This window comes from Streptomyces sp. NBC_00667, assembly GCF_036226825.1.
Lineage (GTDB): Bacteria > Actinomycetota > Actinomycetes > Streptomycetales > Streptomycetaceae > Streptomyces.
In genome coordinates this window covers 1,885,147-1,908,118 of sequence record NZ_CP109022.1, presented here as the reverse complement: position 1 = coordinate 1,908,118, position 22,972 = coordinate 1,885,147, and the positions used below count along the sequence as shown (strand labels likewise).

General features: G+C 73.6%; 25 protein-coding genes. 12 read left to right on the top strand and 13 right to left on the bottom strand.

What is annotated here, in order from left to right; translation table 11 throughout:
* Window positions 1-370: 370 nt before the first annotated feature.
* Genes OHA81_RS09080 through OHA81_RS09065 form a run of 4 tightly spaced genes read right to left on the bottom strand, consistent with a single transcriptional unit; the run spans window position 371 to window position 3,258 of the window.
* Window positions 371-874, bottom strand: a complete 504-nt coding sequence (locus OHA81_RS09080; protein WP_329194448.1) for a hypothetical protein — start codon at window positions 872-874, stop codon at window positions 371-373.
* Between the two features lie 11 nt (window positions 875-885).
* Window positions 886-1,395 carry a hypothetical protein gene (locus tag OHA81_RS09075; RefSeq protein ID WP_329194447.1) on the bottom strand — a complete coding sequence of 170 codons (510 nt, stop codon included), beginning with the start codon at window positions 1,393-1,395 and terminating at the stop codon, window positions 886-888.
* Window positions 1,396-1,431: 36 nt separating this feature from the next.
* On the bottom strand, window positions 1,432-2,760 hold the full coding sequence (locus OHA81_RS09070) for a hypothetical protein (RefSeq protein WP_329194445.1): 1,329 nt from the start codon (window positions 2,758-2,760) through the stop codon (window positions 1,432-1,434).
* A gap of 30 nt (window positions 2,761-2,790) precedes the next feature.
* Window positions 2,791-3,258, bottom strand: a complete 468-nt coding sequence (locus OHA81_RS09065; RefSeq protein ID WP_329194443.1) for a hypothetical protein — start codon at window positions 3,256-3,258, stop codon at window positions 2,791-2,793.
* 347 nt (window positions 3,259-3,605) lie between these two features.
* Between OHA81_RS09065 and OHA81_RS09060 the strand changes: the two genes are divergently transcribed.
* On the top strand, window positions 3,606-4,901 hold the full coding sequence (locus OHA81_RS09060) for a glycoside hydrolase domain-containing protein (RefSeq protein ID WP_329194442.1): 1,296 nt from the start codon (window positions 3,606-3,608) through the stop codon (window positions 4,899-4,901).
* A gap of 27 nt (window positions 4,902-4,928) precedes the next feature.
* Here OHA81_RS09060 and OHA81_RS09055 read toward each other — a convergent pair whose 3' ends face one another.
* Both OHA81_RS09055 and OHA81_RS09050 read right to left on the bottom strand, forming a co-directional pair.
* A complete protein-coding gene (locus tag OHA81_RS09055) occupies window positions 4,929-5,429 on the bottom strand; it encodes a pyridoxamine 5'-phosphate oxidase family protein (RefSeq protein WP_329194441.1) in 501 nt (166 codons plus the stop codon).
* Between the two features lie 55 nt (window positions 5,430-5,484).
* Window positions 5,485-6,087, bottom strand: a complete 603-nt coding sequence (locus tag OHA81_RS09050) for a PadR family transcriptional regulator (protein ID WP_443056753.1) — start codon at window positions 6,085-6,087, stop codon at window positions 5,485-5,487.
* An 86-nt stretch (window positions 6,088-6,173) separates the two neighbouring features.
* Between OHA81_RS09050 and OHA81_RS09045 the strand changes: the two genes are divergently transcribed.
* The 3 genes from OHA81_RS09045 to OHA81_RS09035 all read left to right on the top strand — a co-directional run bounded on the left by OHA81_RS09045 (window position 6,174) and on the right by OHA81_RS09035 (window position 8,644).
* Entirely contained in the window at window positions 6,174-6,902 is a 729-nt protein-coding gene (locus OHA81_RS09045; protein ID WP_329194439.1) for an SDR family NAD(P)-dependent oxidoreductase, read from the top strand.
* Window positions 6,899-7,780, top strand: a complete 882-nt coding sequence (locus OHA81_RS09040) for an alpha/beta hydrolase (protein WP_329194438.1) — start codon at window positions 6,899-6,901, stop codon at window positions 7,778-7,780. Before OHA81_RS09045 ends, OHA81_RS09040 begins: the two co-directional genes overlap by 4 nt.
* Window positions 7,781-7,906: 126 nt before the next feature.
* Complete coding sequence (locus tag OHA81_RS09035; protein ID WP_329194436.1) at window positions 7,907-8,644, top strand: class I SAM-dependent methyltransferase; 738 nt, start codon at window positions 7,907-7,909, stop codon at window positions 8,642-8,644.
* On the opposite strand, the gene OHA81_RS09030 is transcribed toward OHA81_RS09035, so the two are convergent.
* Together OHA81_RS09030 and OHA81_RS09025 are read right to left on the bottom strand one after the other, a co-directional pair.
* Window positions 8,631-9,629, bottom strand: a complete 999-nt coding sequence (locus OHA81_RS09030) for an acyl-CoA dehydrogenase family protein (protein ID WP_329194434.1) — start codon at window positions 9,627-9,629, stop codon at window positions 8,631-8,633. The two genes, OHA81_RS09035 and OHA81_RS09030, sit on opposite strands and share 14 nt — an antisense overlap.
* Entirely contained in the window at window positions 9,629-10,774 is a 1,146-nt protein-coding gene (locus OHA81_RS09025) for an acyl-CoA dehydrogenase family protein (protein ID WP_329194432.1), read from the bottom strand. Before OHA81_RS09025 ends, OHA81_RS09030 begins: the two co-directional genes overlap by 1 nt.
* A gap of 55 nt (window positions 10,775-10,829) precedes the next feature.
* Here OHA81_RS09025 and OHA81_RS09020 point away from each other — a divergent pair, with 55 nt between their 5' ends.
* The 5 genes from OHA81_RS09020 to OHA81_RS09000 all read left to right on the top strand — a co-directional run bounded on the left by OHA81_RS09020 (window position 10,830) and on the right by OHA81_RS09000 (window position 15,683).
* Window positions 10,830-11,648, top strand: coding sequence for an SDR family oxidoreductase (locus tag OHA81_RS09020; RefSeq protein ID WP_329194431.1), 819 nt, complete (start codon window positions 10,830-10,832; stop codon window positions 11,646-11,648).
* Between the two features lie 26 nt (window positions 11,649-11,674).
* A complete protein-coding gene (locus tag OHA81_RS09015) occupies window positions 11,675-12,289 on the top strand; it encodes a TetR/AcrR family transcriptional regulator (RefSeq protein WP_329194429.1) in 615 nt (204 codons plus the stop codon).
* 20 nt (window positions 12,290-12,309) lie between these two features.
* Complete coding sequence (locus OHA81_RS09010) at window positions 12,310-13,467, top strand: acetyl-CoA C-acetyltransferase (RefSeq protein WP_329194428.1); 1,158 nt, start codon at window positions 12,310-12,312, stop codon at window positions 13,465-13,467.
* 255 nt (window positions 13,468-13,722) lie between these two features.
* The gene (locus OHA81_RS09005) at window positions 13,723-13,926 is read left to right on the top strand and encodes a cold-shock protein (protein ID WP_008743912.1); all 204 of its coding nucleotides are present in this window, start codon (window positions 13,723-13,725) and stop codon (window positions 13,924-13,926) included.
* A gap of 101 nt (window positions 13,927-14,027) precedes the next feature.
* A complete protein-coding gene (locus tag OHA81_RS09000; protein ID WP_329194427.1) occupies window positions 14,028-15,683 on the top strand; it encodes a DEAD/DEAH box helicase in 1,656 nt (551 codons plus the stop codon).
* Window positions 15,684-15,791: 108 nt separating this feature from the next.
* Here the strand turns inward: OHA81_RS09000 and OHA81_RS08995 are convergent, their stop codons facing one another.
* From OHA81_RS08995 to OHA81_RS08975, 5 genes are read right to left on the bottom strand one after another with little or no spacing between them, the layout of a single operon-like run.
* Entirely contained in the window at window positions 15,792-16,715 is a 924-nt protein-coding gene (locus OHA81_RS08995) for a tyrosine-protein phosphatase (protein ID WP_329194425.1), read from the bottom strand.
* Window positions 16,716-16,753: 38 nt separating this feature from the next.
* A complete protein-coding gene (locus OHA81_RS08990) occupies window positions 16,754-17,821 on the bottom strand; it encodes an NAD(P)H-dependent flavin oxidoreductase (protein WP_329194423.1) in 1,068 nt (355 codons plus the stop codon).
* A 4-nt stretch (window positions 17,822-17,825) separates the two neighbouring features.
* Window positions 17,826-18,557: a CoA-transferase subunit beta gene (locus tag OHA81_RS08985; protein WP_329194421.1), complete on the bottom strand. Its 732-nt coding sequence runs from the start codon at window positions 18,555-18,557 to the stop codon at window positions 17,826-17,828.
* Window positions 18,554-19,405, bottom strand: a complete 852-nt coding sequence (locus tag OHA81_RS08980; RefSeq protein WP_329194419.1) for a CoA transferase subunit A — start codon at window positions 19,403-19,405, stop codon at window positions 18,554-18,556. Before OHA81_RS08980 ends, OHA81_RS08985 begins: the two co-directional genes overlap by 4 nt.
* Complete coding sequence (locus OHA81_RS08975) at window positions 19,402-20,151, bottom strand: enoyl-CoA hydratase family protein (protein ID WP_329194417.1); 750 nt, start codon at window positions 20,149-20,151, stop codon at window positions 19,402-19,404. The genes OHA81_RS08980 and OHA81_RS08975 overlap by 4 nt, the downstream gene beginning before the upstream one ends.
* Before the next feature lie 56 nt (window positions 20,152-20,207).
* On the opposite strand from OHA81_RS08975, the gene OHA81_RS08970 reads away from it, so the two are divergent.
* The 3 genes from OHA81_RS08970 (at window position 20,208) to OHA81_RS08960 (ending at window position 22,972) form a co-directional block, all read left to right on the top strand.
* Window positions 20,208-20,972, top strand: a complete 765-nt coding sequence (locus OHA81_RS08970; RefSeq protein WP_329194415.1) for an SDR family oxidoreductase — start codon at window positions 20,208-20,210, stop codon at window positions 20,970-20,972.
* Between the two features lies 1 nt (window position 20,973).
* A complete protein-coding gene (locus OHA81_RS08965) occupies window positions 20,974-21,885 on the top strand; it encodes an SDR family oxidoreductase (protein WP_329194414.1) in 912 nt (303 codons plus the stop codon).
* A 232-nt stretch (window positions 21,886-22,117) separates the two neighbouring features.
* Window positions 22,118-22,972: an alpha/beta fold hydrolase gene (locus OHA81_RS08960; RefSeq protein WP_329194413.1), complete on the top strand. Its 855-nt coding sequence runs from the start codon at window positions 22,118-22,120 to the stop codon at window positions 22,970-22,972.

The window sequence follows — 22,972 nt, the reverse complement described above, 5'->3', positions numbered from 1 at the left end:
CGACACAGCGCCTGCCATGGCTCCTTCCGGATGCCGTGCTCGCGCCGCTCGGCCGGGGACGGCCTTGCGGGCTTCGCCCGGCTGCGCCGGCCTCCGGCCGTCGGTGGCCGGGGCGCGGCCCCTCGTACGGTCCGTACAACGGTGTGCGGCACTCGACACAGCGCCTGCCATGGCTCCTTCCGGATGCCGTGCTCGCGCCGCTCGGCCGGGGACGGCCTTGCGGGCTTCGCCCGGCTGCGCCGGCCTCCGGCCGTCGGTGGCCGGGGCGCGGCCCCTCGTACGGTCCGTACAACGGTGTGCGGCACTCGACACAGCGCCAGCCATGTCCCCGACCGGGATGGCGGGCGCTGTGGCGTGCGCGGGCGGCGGGTCAGAGTTTGAGCAGGGCTCCGCGCCAGGTCCAGCCCGCGCCGAGGACCGCCTTCTGCAGGGGGGTCTTCATCTGCCGCGTGTCGAAGGAGAACTCCTCGACCATGCGGCGGCGGCCGTCGGGGCCCCGTTCGATCGTCCACCGCTTGGACACCGTGGTCACCTGCCCGCGGCTGTACTCGCCCGACTTGGCAAGCCTGGGGGTGTCCCCGATCCAGGTGATCTCCAGCTGTTCGTCCAGGGCCCGCACCTCGTGCCTGCCGGGGACCAGACGCATCCTGGTCTTGAGGGTCCGGTCCAGCCGGGACCGCAGGAAGAAGGAGTGCCAGGCCGGCTCCAGGACCCGCCACTCCGCCACCAGGTCCGCCTTCTCCGCGGGCCTCGCGTTCCGCACGACGTACGGCTTGTCCGGGCCGTTGACCGCGAGCAGCGCCTCCCGTACCTCCGGGGCGGACAGCGGCGTCGCACCACTGTCCGGGTGCAGGGTGCCGGTGAACCTGTCCATCAGCCCCATCGTCAGGCCCCCGTCCCGGCGTTCGGCCCGGGGTCCGGGCGCACCGTGCGCAGGAACTCCTGGAAGTCCGGGAGGACGTCGTCGTGCTGTGCGGCGGTGGCGGTCAGGATCGAGCGGACCAGCGCCCGCTTGTGCGGGTCCGTGGCGTCGGTGAGGGCCATGTAGACCTGGGACTGCACGAGCTCGCGGCGGACGCCGGCGACGACGACCGTCACGTCCAGCCGCTGCGTCAGGCCCGGCGCAGCCGCGGAGCCGACGTCGTGGCGGGTGGCCACCACCACGGACTCGGCGGCCCCGAGTACCTGCTGCACCGAGGCGTCGGCGAGCTCCTCCATGGTCGTCTCTTCCCGCAGGAAGCCACCGTCAAGGGTGATGTTGGCGGTGAACCCTTCGTCCGGCTGCGGATACAGCGCGATGAAGGCCACCTCCGACGCGCCGACCTCGTCCGGCGGTGCGGCCCGCCAGCCCTCCGGCAGGCTGAATTCGATCGGCACGGGCAGTGTCGTGGGCATCGGTGGCCTTCTTTCCGTCTGGACGGGAAACGTACATCAGTCGAACCAGCCGCCGACGGTGTGCTTGACCGACCCGGCGGTGTCACCGATCGCGTCGGCCGCGTCACCGAACGCGTCGCTGACCTTGCCGGGGTCGACCGTGAACTCGCCGCCGACGGCACCGCCGATGCCGAGTGCGCCACCGACCTTGCCGCCGAAGTGGTACTTGCCGTCGTCGCCCTTGCCGAAGTCCCACTTCAGCTCGGCACCCGCCGCGCCGTACCAGCCCTCCGCCGTCGCGCCGGCGCCGATCCCGGCGACCTCGCCGCCCCCGGCCACGCTCGCCTTCGCCCCGGCGAACGCCTGGAACTTGCCGTTGAAGCCGTCCTTGCCGAGCGAGGCACCGGCCGAGCCCTCGGCGCCGGCGAAGACCTCGGTCCGCGCGTACCCTTTGACGGGGCCGTACTCGGCGGTCCCGCCGACCAGTTCGCGGATGCCGGCGGACGCCTCGAGCTTGACGCTCGCACCCGAGTTGCTGAACCCGTAGTTCCCGGTGGCCCTTGCGCCCCCGTAGACGTCATAGACGTCGGTGAACTTGACCCCGCCCTTGGTGGCCTCTCCCGCCTGGCTCAGGTGGAACAGGTCGCCGTACAGCTTGAACGAGCCCTCCTTGCCGTTCTTGACGCCGGTGAGTTTGAAGCCCGCGTCCGGGCCGGTGATCTTGAGACCGTCGTCGTCCTTCTTGCCGTCGGGTGCGTCGGCCTCGGCCTTCTTCGCTTCCTGCGCGGCCTTCACGGCCTTCGTCAGATCACCCTCGGCGCCCGCGTTGAACCCGGTGAGCGACATGTCGGCGCCCTTGCCCAGGGCGTCCTTGTTGCTGTCGACGACGGAGGCCTCAAGGGCCAGCTTGACGTTCTGGTCGAGCTCGGAGACGGCTTTGACCCGGTCGTCGATGTGCTGCTGCCACTTGGTGACGGCCGTGCGGATGGAGGCCTCGCCGTCGGGGTCGTGGTGGTAGGCGCTGCGCTCGGAGGCAGTGAGCTTGTCCCAGTCGAAGGCGACGTGCCCCTGTTCGGAGACGGTCATGCCGGCGGCTATCGCATCGGCGCGGGCGCTTTCGACCTTGTGCTTGAGGTCGGTGAACTTCTCGTGCGCGTCCCGCAGCAGGCTTCCGATCGCCTTGGCCTGGATCTGCGCGGCCGAGTACTCGTAGCGGGTGCCCGCGAAACCCGACTGCGCGGTACCGGAGCTGACACCGTTCCAGGTGTTGCCCATGGTGATCTTCTGTACGGAGTCGCCGTAGCGCGTCTCGACCTTGCCGAGCTCGCCCGCCATCGCCTCCCACTTGCCGGCGGCGGTCGTCAGCAGGTCCAGGTTCGTGGACATGACCTCGTGGTATTTGAGCACGGCAGCCCCCTACAGACCGTTCAGCTTCGACTGCGTCGTGAACTGGTTGCGGATCCCGGTGTCGTTGCCCGTGAAGAGCCCCGACGCCCCGCGCAGTGCGCCCTTCTCGCCGTCCAGACGGGCCATCAGGTTCTTCACCTGCTGGTCCCACGTGTCCGCCACCTTTTTCAGGCCCGCGGCGGTCTCCCACCCGTCGAATCCCTTGTGCGCGGCGGTGGTGGCCTCGTCCGCGTGCTCCGCGGCCTTCTTCGTGTTCGGCTGCAACTCGTTCTCGATCGTGCCCGCCGCCGCCTTCTTGTCCGCCGGCGACGAGGCGAAGTCGGCGGGTCCCTTGCCCGGGGCGAACGGCCCGTACACGGGCGGGGACGACGGCCCCGGACCCGATGGTTCCGGTGGCACGTGATTCAGCCGCATGCCCACCTGCTGGTCCGCGCCACCCGTGGCCGAACCCCACTCCTGATCGAAATCCCCTGCCATTCTTTGGCCTCCCCGTCGGCAAGAACCCGATCATATGCACGGCTCCTGTGGGTGCGAACAAGCCACCCGCCCGTCCAACTCGCGCCGGTCCGGGCAAAAGTGGTGCGCCGCAGGCCGCGGGCTCGCCGACGCGGGTCGCTCGTGCGGGTGACCGCCGCCAGGGCCGCCGGAAAGGGGCCGCCGGGGCCGCGGCGCAGGCAGGCCGGGCCGTACCGGGGGAGTGGCGGGGGACGTGCGCCGGCCGGCCGGAGCGCTGCTCGCACCCGGCCGGGGTGTAGGCCGGACGGACCAACTGCACCGGACGACACCCCAGTTCAGCGCGGCTGCTTCTGGTAACTGTGGGCCCCATGCCGTCCCGAATGATGCTGGCCACTTTGCTGGGTGCCGCCCTGCTCGCGCCCGCCCCGCCCGCCACCGCCGACGGGCGGACCGTCGAGTACCACGGGATGCGCCTCACCGTCCCCGCGGACTGGCGCGTCGTCGACCTCGACCGGAATCCCGCAGCCTGCCTGCGCCTCGACCTCCCCACCCTCTACCTCGGGCACGCCGGCGGGCAGGGCGAGTGCACCGGCCGCGCCGTACGCAGCCGCGCCGACACCCTGCACCTGGAACCCCTCGACGGCGCCCCCGAGCGCGCCGACATCCCCACCCTGCGCACCGACGGGACCCGGCTGCCGTCGACCCCGCCCGGCGACAGCCGTGAGGTGCGCTACGCCCTGCGGTACCCCGGGGTGATGGCCACCCTGTCGTACGGGAACAGCCCCGACGCCGTACGGGAACTCCTGGCCCGGGCCCGTACGGTCACCCCCGCCACCGCCGGCCCCCCGGCGGCCGACCCCGTGAGCCCCGCCGTGGCCACGCGCCCCCTCACCGGCCAGCCGGCCTTCACCGGCACCGGCTTCGACGCCTGCACCGCCCCCACCCAGAGCGACATGGACACCTGGCGGGCCGACTCCCCCTTCCGCGCGGTCGGCATCTACATCGGCGGCCGCGCCCGGGCCTGCGCCCAGCCCCGGCTGACCTCCGGCTGGATCCGCCGTCAGGCCGATGCGGGCTGGCACCTGATGCCGATCTGGGTCGGCCCGCAGCCCTGGGACAGCTCCAGCACCGGCCTGTCCACCGACCCCTCCGAGGCCGGCGACGAGGGCGTCGAAGCCGCAGAGGGCGCGGTCGAGGCGGCCCGCTCGCTGGGCCTCGGGGCGAACACGGTGCTCTACAACGACCTGGAGCACTACACCGACCGCGACACCTGGGACGCCCCGGTCGTCGCCTACCTCACCGCCTGGACGGCACGGCTGCACGCACTGGGTTACCGCGCGGCGGCCTACGTGCACGCCGCGTCCGGGGTCCCGGCGCTGAGCGCCCACTACCACCAGGCCCCGCAGGACATGCCGGACGTGCTGTGGGTGGCCCGCTGGAACCTCTCCGCCTCGGTCACGGACGCCGACATGGGCCTGCCCGCCGGAGGCGCCCAGTGGCCCGGCCGGCGCCGCGCCCACCAGTTCCGCGGAGGACACGACGCCACGTTCGGCGACGTCACGATCAACATCGACCGCAGCCGGCTCGACGTCGACCCGGCCGCCTTCCCCCCGCTGCGGCGCGGCCGGGACCTGATCCCGTTCACCACGAAGGGCACCGCCTGAGCGGCGCAGGGCGCAGCCGCCACGCGCTCACCCCTCGCGCGGCGGCTCGTCGTCGTTGCCGCGGCGCAGCGTGCGCACGGGGTGGCCCGGGGTCCAGGTGCGGATCACCAGGTCGTCGCCCTCGACCGTGATGTGGACGACCTCCGTCAGGTCGGCGTGGAAGAGGTGGAAGGGGTGGGGGGTCTCCGTCTCCTCCGCGTACCGGTGCAGCTCCGGCGGGTCCAGCAGCTCCAGCGCACGCCCCGAGACCCGTACGTCCCCGCCGGGCATCGTCTCGTCCTCGCCCGGGTTGGAGTGCAGGGCGAAGCGCGGGTCGCGGCGCAGGTCCATGGCCTTCATCGAGCCGGGCATCATGCCGAGCCACAGCTCGCCGCCGCGGATGTCGACGTTGAGCCCGCTCAGGCGCGGGGAGCCGTCCCGGCGCAGGGTGGCCAGGACGTGGTGGGGCCGCTGAGCGAAGCGGGCCCGGACGGCCGCAGCGAAGTCCGGATCCGCCTTCTCGAACGCTGCCCAGTTGTTCGTCGTCATACGTCCATCAAAGCGCGGCCCCCGGGCGGGCGTCGCTCAGGCGCACCGCCCCGTGTCACGCGCCCGCGGGGCCGCGCTCCGTGGTGAGCGCCTCGATGTCGTCCAGCATCGCGGCGGCCAGGTCGCGCTCACCGGCGTAGTACCGCTCGGCCCACTTGAGGGTGAGCGTCGGGTACGTCCAGGCCTCCTCGCCCCCGGCCGCCGCCGCGTCCGCTTCCGCGCGCCGGCGCATCTCCTCCGCGAACTCCCTGTGGCGCCCCAGCACTTCGCGCATCTGCGCCGGCTCCAGCAGGTGGCCCAGCCACAGCCGCAGCATCGGCCCGTGCTTGAGCACCGGCGGGTCGACCGGCGCCTCGCGCGCCCATTCCCGTACGGCCGCCAGACCGGCTTCGGTGATCTCGTACACGCGCTTGTCGCGGGCGCCGCCGTCCTCCTGGCCGATCCGGCGCGAGGAGGCGTAACCGGCCTCCTCCAGGCGCCTCAGCTCGCTGTAGACCTGGCTGAACGACGGGCTCCAGTAGAAGAAGCGCAACGAGCGGTCGGCCCACTTCTTCACGTCGTAACCGGAAAGCTCCTTGCCGAAGGAGAGCAGTCCGAGCACCGCCCAGCCGGTGGCGGGCAGTGCGCGCTTGTTCGTCTCGTCTGGCACGCAGCGCAGTCTATGGCCGGTACGCGTCACGGCCCTTCCGCCCCCGGGGTATGACTGCTAGAAGTATGCCTATTAGAAACCAACAGGGGGGTTCCGTGGTCACACTGGACGGGAAAGTCGTCGTCATCACCGGCGCCGCACGCGGCCAGGGCGCGGCCGAGGCCCGGATGTGCGCGGAAGCCGGGGCACGGGTCGTCGTCACCGACGTACGGGAGGACGAGGGCCGGGCGGTCGCGAAGGAGCTCGGCGAGCAGGGGCTCTACGTACGGCACGACGTCGCCGACCCGGCCGGCTGGGCGACGGTCGTACACGAGGCGGTCACGGCCTTCGGCACGGTCTCGGCGCTGGTCAACAACGCGGCGCTGTGGCGCACCGCCCACGTCGAGCAACAGGACCCCGCCGGCTTCGAGGAGTTGCTGAGGGTCAATCTGCTGGGCCCGTTCCTCGGCATCCAGGCGGTGGCCCCACTGCTGCGCGCGGCGGGGGGCGGCTCGATCGTCAACGTCTCCTCCACCGCCGGCCTGGTCGGGATACCCGGCCACGCGGCGTACGGCTCCACCAAGTTCGCCCTGCGCGGCCTGACCCGTTCCGCGGCGCTGGACCTGGCCGGCGACGGGATCCGCGTCAACTCCGTGCACCCGGGGGCCGTCGACACCCCGATGGTCGCCCGGGCCGTCGAGGGGCGCGACTGGTCGCACGTACCGCTCGGGCGGATGGGGCGGGCGCAGGAGGTCGGGGAACTCGTGCGCTTCCTCTGCTCGGACGCCTCGTCGTACGTGACCGGCGCCGAGTTCGCGGTGGACGGCGGGATGACGGCCGGATGACCGGCGACCCCCTCTCCCCGGACGCGCGGGCGCTGTGCGACACGCTGACGGCGGGCTTCCCCGGGCCGGGCGACGTCGCGGCCCTGCGGGCGGCGGCCACCGGAGGCCGTGCCCGTCCCGAGGGCCCGGTGGTGGCCCGCGTCCAGGACACGGACGCCGCGGGTGTTCCGGTACGGGTCTACGACCCCGCGCCGGGAACGGCCGGGCGCCCCCTGGTCGTCTACTTCCACGGGGGCGGCTGGGTGATGTGCGGCCTCGACAGCCACGACCCCGTGTGCCGGGCGCTGGCGGCGGCCTCCGGCGCGGTGGTCGTCTCCGCCGACTACCGCCTGGCCCCCGAACACCCCTGGCCGGCAGCGGTGGACGACGCGCTGACGGTGCTGCGGTGGGCCCGCGCGCAGGCCGGGCCCCTGGGCTGCGACCCGGACCGGGTGACGGTGGCGGGCGACTCCAGCGGCGGCAACCTGGCGGCGGTGACCGCCCTGCGGGCACCGGGACTGCTCGCCGGGCAACTGCTCGTCTACCCGCCGCTGGACGCCTCGATGTGCTCCGCATCCGTCGACCGCTACGCGCAGGGCTACTTCCACACCGCCGCGCACATGGCCTGGTACTGGGAGCAGTACGGCGGCGACCCGGAGCACCCGCACGTCTCCCCGCCGGCGGCCGCCGACGTCTCGCAGCTGCCGCGCACCCTGATGGTCCTCGCGGACTGCGACGTCCTGCGAGACGAGGGACTGTCCTACGCCCGACGCCTCGGGGCGGCCGGCGTCGACTGCGCCGTCCACCTCTACCCGGGTGTCTTCCACGGCTTCCTGGGCCTGCCCCTGCCCGCGGCCTCCTCGGCCCTCACGGCCGCCGCGGCCTGGCTCGCGCAATAGGAGGGCGGGCACGGCAGCCGCTCCCGCACGGGCGGCCGATCTTCCCTCCGGTCCGGCACGAGGGCTGCGCCGACGGGCGCCCGACCCCGGAGGCGGGGCCCCGAACGGCGCCCGGACAATGGGGGGATGACGACGAAACCCCGTACCAGGGCGCGGTCCTTCGACGCCGCCGCCCCGCTGTACGCCGCCCACCGGCCCGGGTACCCCGGCGAGCTTTTCGACTCCCTGGAGGAGCTGGGCGGGCGGCCGCTGGACGGGGCGCGGGTGGCCGACGTCGGGGCCGGGACCGGGATCGCCTCCGGGGCGCTGAGCGCGCGCGGGGCCGACGTCGTCGCCGTCGAGCCCGGCGACGGGATGGCCGCCGAGTTCCGCCGCGCGCACCCCCGTATCCCGCTCGTGCGCGGTGACGGCGACCGGCTGCCCCTGGTGAGCGCCGGGTTCGACCTCGTCACGTACGCCCAGGCCTGGCACTGGACCGACCCCGCGCGTTCCCTCCCCGAGGCCCGCCGCGTGCTGCGCCCCGGCGGCGCGCTCGCGCTGTGGTGGAACGACATGGACTACGCCGTCCCCTGGATCGCCGAGCAGGACGCACGGATCGCGGCCTTCCTCGACGCCGCCCCGGGTGTCGCCCCGCGCGGCCTGCCGCCCGAGCCGGCGTTCACCACCCGCGAGATCCGCTGGTCGCGCCGCGTCCCCCTGGACTCCCACCTCGCCAACCACGCCAGCCACTCCATGTTCCTGATGCTGGGCGAGGACCGCACCCGGGAGTTCCTGGACGCCGAACGCACCCGCCTGGAGGCCGTGTTCCCCGACGGCGTCGTCGAGGAGCGGTACGTCGTCACGCTCAGCGTCAGCGTCCTGTGAGCGGCGGTAGCGCCTCCAGCACCTCGGCGCGGCACTGCGACGGCGTGCCCCACGCGTCCCGCAGCGGGCGCGCCTTGCGCAGCCACAGCGAGAGGTCGAGTTCCTCCGTGTAGCCGACCGCACCGTGGACCTGGAGCGCCGTCATGGCCGCCGCGTACGCCGCCTCGCCCGCGGTGAGCTTCGCCGCCGCGACCTCGCCCCGCTCCAGCGACAGGGCGCCCGCCCACAGCAACGGCCGGGCGAACTCCAGGGCCATGAGCGTGTCCGCCAGCCGGTGCTTGACCGCCTGGAAGCCGCCGATGGGCGTGCCGAACTGGGTGCGCTGCTTCGCGTACTCCACCGTGCGGGCCAGCAGCGCCTCGCCCACGCCCAGGCACTGGGCCGCCGTCAGCAGGCGCGCCCACTCCAGCGCGGCCCGCGCCGCCCGCGCCACCCGGGGGCCCGCCGCCAGCGGCTCCTGCCCGGCGGGGTCCGGCCGGAACAGGCGCCGCGCCGGGTCCGTGGACGCCAGCGGTTCCCCGGGCCCACGTGCCAGCCACAGCCCGCCCTCCTGCGACACCCGGAACCGGTACGCCGCCGCGTCCGCGTCCAGGGCGTACGGGCCCCCGCCCGGCAGGGTCAGCGTGGCGAGCACCTCCCCCGCCAGCAGCCCCGGCAGGAACCGCTTCGCCAGCGTCCGGTCACCCAGCCGGGACAGCAGTACCGCCACCGCCGCCGTCTCCACCGCCGGGCCCGGCATCCCCGACCGGCCCCATTCCACGAAGCCGAACGCCGTCTCCACCGGCAGCGGCCCCAGCCCGTCGTACGCCTCGTCGGCGGCGAGCGCGAACAGCCCCGTACCGGCCGCCCGGGCCCACAGCGCCCGCCCGGGCCCGTGCGCGCCCGCGCCCCAGGCCCGTACCGCGGCCGGGACGTCCGCCGCGCCGAGCAGGGCGCGCAGCGTACGGGCGAAATCGCGCTGCTCGTCGGTCGGCAGGAAGCGCATCAGCGGCGGCCCTTCGGGAGGCCGAGCAGCCGCTCGGCGATGATGTCGCGCTGGATCTCGTTCGTGCCCGCGTAGATCGGCCCGGCCAGCGAGAACACCCACGGCTCGGCCCACGCGCCGTCCGCCAGCTCCGCGTCCGGGCCCAGCAGGTCCAGTGCCGTCTCGTGGAGCGCGATGTCGTACTGGGACCAGAACACCTTGTTCAGGCTGGATTCGGCGCCGATCGTCTCGCCCGCCGCGAACCGGGCGGCGTTCGCCCAGGTGAACAACTCGTACGCGCGCGCCCCGACCACCGCGTCCGCGACCCGGTCCCGCACCGCCGTGTCCCCGGGAGCGCCGGCCGCCTCCCACAGCGACACCAGTCGGCGGGCCGCCGCCAGGAAGCGGCCCGGGGAGCGCAGGGTGAGACCGCGTTCGTTGCCGGTCGTGGACATCGCGATCCGCCACCCCTGTCCCGGCTCGCCGATGACGTCCTCGTCCGGGACGAACACCTGGTCGAGGAAGAGCTCCGCGAAGGCGGGCTTGCCGTCGAGCCGGCCGATGGGCCGCACCGTCACCCCGGGCGCCCGCAGGTCGAACATCAGGTAGGTCAGGCCCTGGTGGGGTCCGGCCGCGCCCGGGTCCGAACGGAAGATCCCGAACGCACGGTCCGCGAACGCCGCCCGCGAGGACCACGTCTTCTGCCCGGACAGCAGCCAGCCGCCCTCCGTGCGCTCGGCCCGCGAGGTCAGCGAGGCCAGGTCCGAGCCCGCCTCCGGCTCCGACCAGGCCTGCGCCCAGATCACCTCGCCGCTCGCCATCGGGGGCAGCACCCTGGCCCGCTGCTGCTGCGTCCCGTGGGCCAGGAGGGTGGGGGCGAGCAGGCTGATGCCGTTCTGCGAGACGCGTCCGGGGGCGCCCGCGGCCCAGTACTCCTCCTCGAACACCAGCCAGCGCTCCAGGTCCACCCCCCGGCCGCCGTACTCCGCGGGCCAGGACACCACCGCCCAGCGGCCGGAGTGCAGCAGCGCCTCCCACGCGCGGTGCGCGGCGAAGCCCTCCGCCGTCTCCAGGGACGGCAAGGGCGAGGCGGGCACGTGCGCGGCGAGCCAGTCCCGGGCCTCGGCCCGGAAGGCCCGGACCCCGGCTGTGTGCGTCAGCTCCATCAGGCGCCCGCCTCCCCGCTTCCCTAACAAGTGTTAGGTAGGTTAACGTACCGGCATGAGCAGCGTCGAGGAGTCCGACCACACACCCCGCGACCGCGCACCCCGGTACACACCCGGGCACGGGCTGCTGGAAGGCCGCGCCGCCGTCATCACCGCCGCCGCCGGCGCCGGCATCGGCGGCGCCACCGCCCGCCGCTTCCTGGAGGAGGGCGCCCGCATCGTCATCGGCGACGCGCACGCCCGCAGGCTCAAGGAGACCGAGACCGCCCTCGCCGCCGAATTCGGGGCGGACCGGGTCACCTCCCTGCCCTGCGACGTCACCGACGAGGAACAGGTGCGCGCCCTGTTCGCACACGCCGAACACGCCCACGGCGGCCTCGACGTCGTCGTCAACAACGCCGGACTCGGCGGCACGGCCGACCTCGTCGACATGGCAGACGAGCAGTGGGGCCGCGTCCTCGACGTCACCCTGAACGGCACCTTCCGCTGCACCCGCGCCGCCCTGCGCTCCCTCAAGGCGGCCCGAAGCGGCGGCGTCATCGTGAACAACGCCTCCGTCGTCGGCTGGCGCGCCCAGCGCGGCCAGGCCCACTACGCGGCCGCCAAGGCCGGCGTGATGGCCCTGACCCGCTGCGCGGCACTGGAGGCCGCGGAGTTCGGCGTACGGGTCAACGCGGTCGCCCCGAGCCTGGCCATGCACCCGCACCTGGTGAAGGTCACGAGCGGGGAACTCCTCGCCGAACTCACCGCCCGCGAGGCCTTCGGCCGCTACGCCGAGCCCTGGGAGGTCGCCAACGTCATCGTCTTCCTGGCCAGCGGCTACTCCTCCTACATGACGGGCGAGACCGTCTCCGTCAGCAGCCAGCACGCCTAGACCACGCCTGGACCGACAATGGGCGCGTGCCAACGAACAAGAAGAAAACCCAGGTGACCGCATCGCCCGAGCGGCGCCGTGAACTCCTCGACACCGCCGCGGAGGTCTTCGCCGCACAGGGCTACAACGCCACCACCGTCCGCAAGATCGCCGACGCCGCCGGCATGCTCGCCGGCAGCCTCTACTACCACTTCGATTCCAAGGAATCGATGGTGGACGAGATCCTCTCGGCCTTCCTGAACGAGCTGTGGCAGGGCTACGACACCGTCCTCGCCGCCGGCCTCGGCCCACGGGAGACCATCGAGGCCCTCGTCACCGAATCCTTCCGCGAGATCGACCGGCACCGCGCCGCCGTCGCGATCTACCAGAAGGAGTCCCGCCACCTCTCGGCGCAGCCCCGCTTCCACTACCTCTCCGACTCCCAGCGCAAGTTCGAGGACGCCTGGCTGGGCACGCTGGAGCGCGGGGTGGCCGACGGGGTGTTCCGCGCCGACCTGGACATCCGCCTGACCTACCGCTTCGTACGCGACACGGTGTGGGTGGCGGCCTCCTGGTACCGGCCCGGCGGACAGCACAGCCCCGAGGAGATCGCCCGCCAGTACCTGTCGATGGTGCTGGACGGGATCGCCCTGCGCACCTGACCCGACCCCGAGGAGTCCCCATGCCCGAGGCCTACATAGTCGACGCGGTACGCACGCCCGTGGGGCGGCGCGGGGGAGGCCTGTCGGCCGTCCACCCCGCCGACCTCGGCGCGCACGTCCTGCGGGCCCTGATGGAGCGGTCCGGGGTGGACCCGGCGGCGGTGGAGGACGTGGTCTTCGGCTGCCTGGACACGGTCGGCCCCCAGGCGGGCGACATCGCCCGGACGGCATGGCTCGCGGCCGGCCTGCCCGAGGAGGTCCCCGGCGTCACCGTCGACCGGCAGTGCGGCTCCTCGCAGCAGGCGGTCCACTTCGCGGCGCAGGGCGTGCTCTCCGGAACCCAGGACCTGGTCGTCGCGGGCGGCACGCAGAACATGTCGATGATCCCGATCGCCTTCGCCTCCCGGCAGGCGGCGGAACCGCTCGGCCTCACGCAGGGGCCCTTCGCCGGCTCGGCGGGCTGGCGCGCGCGGTACGGGGACGCTCCGGTCAACCAGTTCCACGGCGCCGAGCTCATCGCCGCCAGGTGGGGGATCTCGCGCCGGGACATGGAGGAGTTCGCCCTCCGCTCCCACGAGCGGGCCGTGCGGGCCGCCGACGAGGGCCGCTTCGACCGGGAGACGGAAGCCTACGGGGACCTGAGCGCCGACGAGGGCCCGCGCCGCGACACCAGCCTGGAGAAGATGGCGGCCCTGCGGCCCGTGGTGGAGGGCGGCACCATCACCGCGGCCGTCTCCTCCCAGGTCTCCGACGGCGCCGCCGCGATGCTGCTGGCCTCCGAGCGTGCGGTCGCCGCGCACGGCCTGCGCCCGCGGGCCCGCATCCACCACCTGTCGGTGCGGGGCGAGGACCCCATCCGGATGCTGTCCGCGCCGATCCCCGCGACGGCGTACGCGCTGCGGAAGACCGGGTTGTCGCTGGACGACATCGACCTGGTGGAGATCAACGAGGCGTTCGCCCCCGTCGTCCTCGCCTGGCTCAAGGAGACGGGCGCGGACCCGGACCGGGTCAACGTCAACGGGGGCGCCATCGCCCTGGGCCACCCGCTGGGGGCGACGGGCGTGCGGCTCATGACCACGCTCCTGCACGAGCTGGAGCGCACGGGCGGCCGCTACGGCCTCCAGACGATGTGCGAGGGCGGCGGCCAGGCCAACGTCACCATCATCGAGCGCCTGTAAGGGCGCCCGGGACACGGGCCCGCGGCGCCCGGAACGCGGGCCCGCGGCGCCGGGGACACGGGCCCGGGGACGCCGGGGACGCAGGTCACACAACGGTGTTGACCGTCCCCGGGGCTCGTGTGCTAGCTTTGGAGGCGTTGCAGTTGTGGTACCCATGAAACTTATGTGCGCCTGACGGGAATGCTCCGACAGGCGCTTTTGTTTTTTACCGGGATCTCCGGATGGGGCCCTTGCCGCCTATTCAGGAGATTCAAAATGGCACTTGGCACCGTGAAGTGGTTCAACTCGGAAAAGGGCTTCGGCTTCATCGAGCAGGACGGTGGCGGCCCGGACGTCTTCGCCCACTACTCGAACATCGCCACCCAGGGCTTCCGTGAGCTCACCGAGGGCCAGCGCGTGTCCTTCGACGTCACCCAGGGCCAGAAGGGCCCCCAGGCGGAGAACATCCTCCCCGCCTAATTTTTTCAGCATGCCGGGGTCCGCACCGCGAGGTGCGGGCCCCGGCTTGTCTGCTGTTTCGACCTTTGTTTTACCTGCCGGTTTCAGGAGGGCTTTCTCGCATGACCAGCTCCAGCTCCGCACGACCCAGCCGCCGTCCCGCCCGGGGCCGAGGAGCGGCCCAGGGACGTCCGAAGGCTGGTGCGGGACGGCAGAAGTCCGCCCCCGCCGCCAGGCCCCTAGAATTCACCATGCCCGAACCGCTGACCCCGGCGCTGCCGCCGGTCGCCGCGTTCGAGGACATGGACATGCCTGAGGCGCTGCTGAAGACCCTCGCCGCCCAGGGCGTCACCGAACCCTTCCCGATCCAGGCCGCGACCCTGCCGAACTCCCTGGCCGGCCGTGACCTGCTCGGGCGCGGCCGCACCGGCTCCGGCAAGACGCTGGCCTTCGGCCTGGCGCTGCTCGCCCGCACCGCCGGCCGCCGCGCGCAGCCCAAGTCGCCGCTCGCGCTGGTCCTCGTACCGACCCGTGAGCTCGCGCAGCAGGTCACCGACGCGCTGGCGCCGTACGCCACCGCCGTCAACCTGCGCATCGCCACCGTCGTCGGCGGCATGTCGATCAACCGGCAGTCCGGCGCCCTGCGGCGCGGCGCCGAAGTGCTCGTCGCCACCCCCGGCCGGCTCAAGGACCTCATCGACCGCGGCGACGCGATCCTCGACGAGGTCGCGATCACGGTCCTCGACGAGGCCGACCAGATGACCGACATGGGCTTCATGCCGCAGGTCACCGCGCTGCTCAAGCAGGTCCGGCCCGACGGCCAGACCATGCTGTTCTCCGCGACGCTGGACAAGAACATCGACAAGCTCGTCAAGATGTTCCTGACCGACCCGGTCGGCCACTCCGTCGACCCGTCGGCCGGCGCCGTCACCACGATGGAACACCACGTCCTGTACGTCATGGACGAAACCGACAAGAAGGCCGTGGCGACGCGCATAGCCGCCCGCGACGGCCGGGTGATCATGTTCGTGGACACCAAGCGGGGTGTCGACCGCATGGTCAAGAAGCTGCTGGCCGACGGCGTGCGCGCCTCCGGCCTGCACGGCGGCCGCTCCCAGCCGCAGCGCAACCGCACCCTGGACTGGTTCAAGACGGGCGAGGTCACCGCGCTCGTCGCCACCAACGTGGCCGCGCGCGGCATCCACATCGACGACCTGGACCTCGTCGTCAACGTGGACCCGCCCACCGACCACAAGGACTACCTGCACCGCGGCGGCCGTACCGCCCGCGCCGGGGAGTCCGGCAGCGTCGTCACCCTGGTCCTGCCCGACCAGAAGCGCGACATGACCCGCCTGATGTCGGACGCCGGGATCTCCCCGCGCACCGCGCAGATCAAGTCCTCCGACGAGGAACTGTCCCGCCTGACCGGCGCCAAGACGCCGTCCGGCATCCCGGTGGTGCTGGAGGTGCCGCAGCCCGCGCAGCCCAAGGCGCGTTCCGGCTCGGGCCGCCGCTCGGGCGGATCGCGTACGGGTTCGTCCGCGGGCGCGGCTCCGTCCGCCGGTGGTGGCCGCAGCCGCCGCTCCGGTGGCCCCGGCGCCGGGCAGGCTCCCGCCGCCGGTACGGGCCAGGCCCGCCGCGGACAGGCGGCCGGTCAGGGCTCCGGCTCGGGCGAACGCGGTCGGCGCAGCGGTGGCGCCCCCTCCGGCGGTGCGGCGGCGGCTTCTGCGCGCAGCCGCGTCGGTGGCGCGGGCCAGGGCCGGCGCCGGTCGGCCTGATCCGGCAAGAAGTACCCCGCTACGCCGGGCGGCGCGCAGTGAGCGCGCCGCCCGGCGTAGCCGTTTCCACGGTCGTATCCACGGCCGTATCCACGTCTACGGCGGTTTCTACGACCGGACCAGCCTCGTCTGCAGCTTCGCCAGGGTCCGCAGGTCCAGGCCGAGGCCGTCGGTGAGGTAGCCGTAGAAGCCGCCGTAGTCCGCCTCCATCCGGGCGGTCGCGGCGTCCAGGTAGTCCTGGCGGACCTCCTGGAGCGGGATCAGCAGATCCGGGTCCTGCATCCGGCCCGACTGCTTGAGGCCCGCCCGCACCTGGGCGTCGTAGGCCGCGCGGAAGGTGTTCGAGGCCAGGTAGTCCTGCCCGGCGCCGCTCTCGGGGACGCCGAGCGCGCGCAGCAGCACGTAACTCACCCAGCCGGTACGGTCCTTGCCCGACGTGCAGTGGTACAGCAGCGGCCCCGTGCCGTCCGCGATCTCCCGCAGCGTCGCCGCGAACTGCGCCCGGTTCTCTGCGCTGGTCACGAAGGTGCGGTAGATGTCGCGCATGTAGGCCTCGGCGCGGCCGCCGCCGAGCATCTGCTCCTGCTCGGCGGGGTCGCCGCTGGAGAGGACGGTGAGCAGGGTCGCGTACAGGCCGAGGTCGCTGACCGGGCGCGAGGTGGGGGTGAGCCCCGCGGGCAGCCGGTCGGCGCCGTCGTAGCGGACCTCCAACGGGACGCGGAAGTCGACGGCCTTGGTGAGGCCGAGGCCGGAGACGGTGGTGAGGTCCGCGGCGGTCAGCTTGTTCAGCGCGTCGGAGCGGTAGACCAGCCCCTGGCGGACCTGCCCGCCGGTGTAGGTGCGGTAGCCGCCCAGGTCGCGGAAGTTGACCGCGCCCTGGAGGGGAATCTGACGGATCGTTTCTGCTGCCGTCCGGTGCAGCCCGGGGCGGACGGGCGCCCGCGCAGCGGAGGCTGCGGTGGCGGACACGGTGGTGACGGCGAGGGCGGCGGCGAGGGCCGCCGTCACCAGGCGGATACGGACACGGCTCATCTGGGCGGCTCCTGAGGGGAGGAGGGGGAAAGGGACGGTCACCCTGGTGGGGGCAGGGTCCCGCCGGCGTGCAGTCGTACGAGTGCGCTCTGTGCCTCGGCCATGACCCGGCCGACGAGTTCCGCGCAGGACGGGAGGTCCTCGATCACCCCTGCGACCTGCCCGGACGCCATGACACCGAGGTCCGTGCGGCCCTCGACCATGGACGCTTTGAGGAGCATCGGCGTGTTCGCGGCGAGCAGGACCTGGCTCCAGGACAGGTCCTTGCCGTGCTTCATCGCCAGCCCGTCCCGCACCATCCGCGACCAGGACAGGCCCGACAGCCTGCGGAAACCGGCCGCGTGGCGCACCGCCCGGGCCAGCGCCCGGGCGCGGCCGGCCCGCTCCAGGGAATCGACCAGCTCGCTGCGCAGCATCCGGTGCGGCAGCCCGTCGACGGCCGTGGTGACGGTGACGTCCTTGACGCCCGCCCTGAGGTACTCGGCCTTGACCGCGTCCGGGACGGTCGAATCGGAGGTGAGCAGGAAGCGGGTACCCATCGCGATGCCCGCCGCCCCGTAGGCGAGGGCCGCCACGAGGCCCCGGCCGTCGTGGAAACCGCCCGCCGCTATCACCGGGATGTCCACGGTGTCGACGACCTGCGGCAGCAGCACGGTCGTGGCCACCTCGCCGGTGTGTCCGCCGCCCTCGCCGCCCTGCACGATCACCGCGTCCGCACCCCACGCCGCGACCTTCTCCGCGTGCCTGCGCGCCCCGACCGACGGGATGACGACCACCCCCGCGTCCCTGAGCCGGACGATCAGCTCCCGGGACGGCGCGAGCGCGAAGGACGCGACCCGCACCCCCTCGTCGATGATCAGCCGGGCCCGCTCGGCGGCGTCACCGGCGTCGGCGCGCAGGTTCACCCCGAACGGCGCGCCCGTACGGGACTTCACCTCGCGCACCGCGGCCCGCAGCTGTTCCAGCGTCATCGTCGCCGACGCCAGGATCCCCAGCGCGCCCGCGTTCGCCGACGCCGACACCAGCCGGGGGCCGGCCACCCATCCCATGCCGGTCTGCACGATCGGGTACCGGACCCCGACCAGCTCCGTCAATGCCGTCTCCATCGCCTCAGACCCGTACTTCCCGCTCGCGCAGGCCCTCGGGGTCGATCACCTCGCGGATCAGGCGCAGCTCCTCGGCGCTCGGCTCCCGCGTGTACGGGACGTCGTCGGGCACCGCCAGGTCGAAACCGGTGGCGTCCCGGACCTGGTCGACGGTGACCCCGGGGTGGAGGGAAGCCAGGCGCATCGAGCGGTCGGGGGTCCGGAAGTCGAAGACGCCGAGATCGCTGACCACCCGGGGCAGACGGTGGAAGCGCGTCACCCCGGCCGCCTCCGCCCGGTCGTAGCCGACGCCGCTGACCATGTCGACGCGCTCCACGAAGACCCGGGCCGAGTGCCGCGGGATCCAGTAACTCACCGGATTGTTGAGGGTGTTGACAGGTGCGCCGCGCACCCCCAGGAGCTGGCGGGCGGGCCGCTCCCAGTCCCCGATGCAGGAGATGTTCTGGTTGCCGTACCGGTCGATCTGGCTGGCGCCCATCATCACGTGCCGCCTGCCGCCGGTGACCATGGCGAGGTGACGGCGGTACGGGAGCCAGCCCTCCACCGTGCCGTCGAGCCCGACGAGCGCCGCCTCGCCGTCGGTGAGCAGCAGGTCGGGGCTGAAGGTCCGTTTCGCGAGCCGCGCGCCGACGGAAGGGACGAGGCCCATGGGGCTGGCGAGGACCTCACCGTCACCGCGCCAGGCCTCGGCGCAGGCGATCACACAGTATTCGGCGCGGGTCGGCTCACTGGTCACCGCTGCTCCTCGTGCCAGGCCTGGACGGCCGACTGGTAGGCCGACTCGCCCGGCCCGGACAGGAAGCGGGCGGCGAACTCGGGCCAGGGGGTGGACGCGTACAGCTTCTGAAAGGGCTCGTCCCGGCCGTAGTCGGGGACGCAGGAGGTGAAGTGCGCCCCGCCCGGGGTCTCCACGACGCCGGTGACGCTGTGGCGGCTGACGAGCAGGGACTGCGGCGGCCCGGACTTGGCGAGGTCGGCGCTCTCCACGAGCTGCTCGCAGGAGACGTACGCCGCGTCGGCGGCCTCGCAGAACAGGTCGTCGAAGTACGGGTCGGGGCCCAGGTACTGGGCGTTGCCGAGACGGTCGGCGCGGTTCAGGTGGACCAGGGCCGCGTCCATGCGCAGGGCGGGGACGGCGACGAACTCCTCCGCGTCGGCGTAGGGGGAGGTGACGGTCCGCAGCTCGGGGTTGACGCGCATCACGTCGGAGCCGAGGCCGGCGCGCACGGGCAGGAACGGCAGCCGGTTCGCCGCGGCGTGCAGGCCCCACATGAACATCGCCTCGTCCAGCTCGGTCAGCGTGAACGCGCCCCGCTCGCGGGCGGCCCGGAAGTGCGGCTCCAGCGGGATCGAGTCGAGGGTGGCGAAGGGGGCGACGAGCCGGCGGATCCGCCCGGCCGCGGCCAGCAGCCCGACGTCCGGGCCGCCGTACGAGACGACGGTGAGGTCGGTGATCCCGGAGCGCAGCAGTGCCCGCACCAGCGCCATGGGCTTGCGCCGCGAGCCCCAGCCGCCGATGCCCAGCGTCATCCCGCTGCGCAGCCGCCCCACCACGTCCTCGGGGGTCATGGACTTGTCGGTCATGCTTCCCGCTCCTTGCCGAAGGAGTCGCGGACCCGGTCGGCGACCCCACTGAGATTGGCCTCGAAGGTGAACCCCTGCTCGAAGCGGTAGCTGCGCCGTACGTCGACGGGGTCGATGCCGTTGATGGCCGCCTTGGCCAGCCGGATCAGGTAGCCGTCCTTGCGGGCGATCTCCGCCGCCAGCTCCAGGGCGGCGGCGCGGACCTCCGCGCGCGGGACGACCCTCCACACCGAGCCGTGCGCGTGCAGCTCTGCCGCGGTCGCGGTACGGGAGGTGTAGTACAGGGCCCGCATCAGGTGCTGGGGGACCAGGCGGGCCAGGTGGGTGGCGGCGCCGAGCGCGCCCCGGTCCAGCTCGGGCAGGCCGAAGGCGGCGTCGTCGGAGGCGACGATCGCGTCCGCGTTCCCGGCCAGGCCGATCCCGCCGCCGAGGCAGAAACCGTGGACGGCGGCCACCACCGGCACCTCGCACTCGTAGACGGCGGCGAAGGTCTCGTAACAGCCGCGGTTCGCGCCGATGAGGGAGCCGTGGCCGCTGTCGCGCTGCATCTCCTTGATGTCGACGCCGGCGTTGAAGCCCCGGCCCTCGGCGGCGAGGACGACGCACCTAACGGACCGGTCGCGGCCGGCGGCGCGCAGGGCGTCGGCGAGTTCGTACCAGCCGCTCACCGGGAGGGCGTTGACGGGCGGGAAGTCGACGGTGACCAGCGCGATGCCCTCGTCGGGGCTGGAGGTGGAGACACCCATGGGCGGATCAGCTACCTTTCCACCAAACATTTGTTAGGTGAGGAAGGTAGCAGCCGATGGAGCTCAAGGGGAGGGTGGTCGTCGTCACCGGCGGAACCCGGGGGGTGGGCGCGGGCATCGCGCGTGCGTTCCTCGCGGCGGGCGCGCAGGTGGTCGTCTGCGCGCGCCGCCCGCCGCGGCAGCCGGTCGAGGAGGACGGCCGGCAGGCGGCCTTCACCGCCGTCGACCTGCGCGAACCCCCCGCCGTCCAGGAGCTGTTCGAGGCGGTCGCCCAGCGGTACGGGCGGCTGGACTGCCTGGTCAACAACGCGGGCGGAACCCCGTACCGGCTGCTGGGGGAGGGGGAGGCGGCGCGCCATGCCCGAGTCGTCGAGCTGAACCTCCTCGCCCCGATGACGGCCTCGCTCGCCGCCTACCCGTGGCTGCGGGGGTCCCGGGGCTCGGTCGTGATGATCGGCAGCGTCAGCGGCACCCGCCCCTCGCCGGGCACGGCCGCCTACGGGGCGGCGAAGGCGGGGCTGGAGAGCCTGGCCCGCTCGATGGCCGTCGAGTGGGCGCCCGAGGTACGGGTCAACTCGGTGGTCCCCGGCATGGTGCGGACCGAACTGGCCCACTTGCACTACGGGGACGAGGCGGGCGTCCGGGCGGTCGCCGCAACCGTTCCGCTGGGGCGGCTGGCGGAACCCTGCGACATCGGGGCGGCGGCGGTGTTCCTGGCCTCGGACCGGGCGGCGTACGTGAGTGGGGCGAGCCTGCTGGTGCACGGCGGCGGGGAGCGGCCCGCCTTTCTGGACGCGGCACATGTCAACAAGGAGGACTGAGATGGGGCTTGCCGAGGGACGCGTGGTCATCGTGACGGGCGCGGGCCGGGGGCTGGGCCGCGCCCACGCGCTGGCCTTCGCGCAGGAAGGGGCGCGGGTCGTGGTCAACGACCTCGGGGTGGGACTGGACGGGCTGCCCGGCCCCGACAGCCCGGCCGCCCGGGTGGTGGCCGAGATCGAGGCGGGGGGAGGACGGGCGATCGCGCACGGCGGGGACATCGCCACCGGCGAGGGCGCGGCGTCCCTGGTCGAGTGCGCACTCGGGGCGTTCGGGCGCCTGGACACGCTGGTCAACAACGCCGGGTTCCTGCGCGACCGGATGCTGGTGAACCTGGAGGAGGACGACTGGGACGCGGTGGTCCGGGTCCACCTGAAAGGCCACTTCCTGCCGCTCAAGCACGCGGCGGCGTACTGGCGGGCCGAGGCGAAGGCGGGGCGGCCGGTCGCGGCGCGGGTGGTCAACACCTCGTCCGGGGCGGGACTGCTGGGCTCGGTCGGGCAGGGGAACTACAGCGCCGCCAAGGCGGGGATCCTGGCGCTGACGCTGGTCGCGGCGGCGGAGATGGGCCGCTACGGGGTCCAGGTCAACGCCGTCGCGCCGGCCGCGCGGACCCGGATGACGGAACGGACCTTCGCCGAGGCCATGGCGGCGCCGGGCGCGGGCGGCTTCGACGCGATGGCCCCCGAGAACGTGTCGCCGCTGGTGGTGTGGCTGGGCTCGGGGGCCTCGGAGGGGGTGACGGGGCGCGTCTTCGAGGCGGAGGGGGGCCGGATCACCGTGATGGAGGGCTGGCGGCCCGGGCCGACGGCCGAACGCGCCGCGCGCTGGACCCCGGCGGAGGCGGGCGAGGCGGCGGCGAAGCTCCTGGCGCGCGCGCAGCCCCCGGGGGCGGTGTACGGGGCGGGGGAGTAGGCGTCGCCCGCGGCGGCTGCCCGGGGCCCGCCGTGCGGAAGCGGCCGGGGGAGGGGGCGCGGCGGCTCCCGGGGCCCGTCGCAGGGGCCGGGGCGGCGGACGCGCCCCGGGCCCGGCCCCCTGGCGAGGGGTCGGGTCCGGAGGCTTCGCGCGTGCGTCGCGATATGACTACCCGCTACGCCCACGCGCTGAACCATCCTGGCCCCGACTTCCCGTCGGCGATCCTGTGATCATGCCGATTCACACGTACGAGAACACCTCCCGCACCGCCGCGGCCGGTCCGCTCACCCTCCACTACCACGAGGCCGGCCCCGCCGACGCCCCCGTACTCGTCATGCTGCACGGCGGTGGCCCGGGCGCCTGCGGCTGGGGCAACTTCGCCGACAACCTGCCCCACTTCGCCCGCCGGTTCCGTACCCTGCTCATCGACCAGCCCGGCTACGGCCGCTCCGACCTGCCGGAGCCCGACCGCGACTACTTCTCGTACAGCGCCCACGCCGTCGTCGCCCTCATGGACGGACTGCGCATACCCCGGGCCCACTTCCTCGGGACCTCGCTCGGCGGCGGCGTCGCCGCCCGGATCGCCCTCGACCACCCCGACCGGGTGGGGGGACTGCTGCTGAACGCCCCCGCCGGGCTCTCCCTGAACCTCTTCTCCGCCGAGCCGACCGAAGGCCTGCGGCGGCTCATCGAGTTCGCCGGCTCGCCCGAGCCGACCCGCGAGCAGATGCGGGCCTTCCTCACCGCCCTCGTGCACGATCCGTCCCGCGTCACCGACGCACTCGTCGAGGAGCGCCACGCCGAGGCCGTCGACCCGCGGGCCCGGCTGGGCAGCGCCCGGATGGCAGCCTCGTTCGCCAAGTGGCCGCAGGGTTCGCTGCTGTGGCGCGAGGCCCACCGCATCAGCTGCCCGGTGCTGCTGACCTGGGGACGGGAGGACCGGGTCACCCCCGTCGACGGGGCGTTCGTGGCGCTCAAGGCGATCCCCGACGCCCGGCTCCACGTCTTCCCCCGCTGCGGCCACCTGGTCCAGGGCGAGGCCGCCGAAGACTTCCAGCGCCTGGCCACCGACTTCTTCCTCCACTGA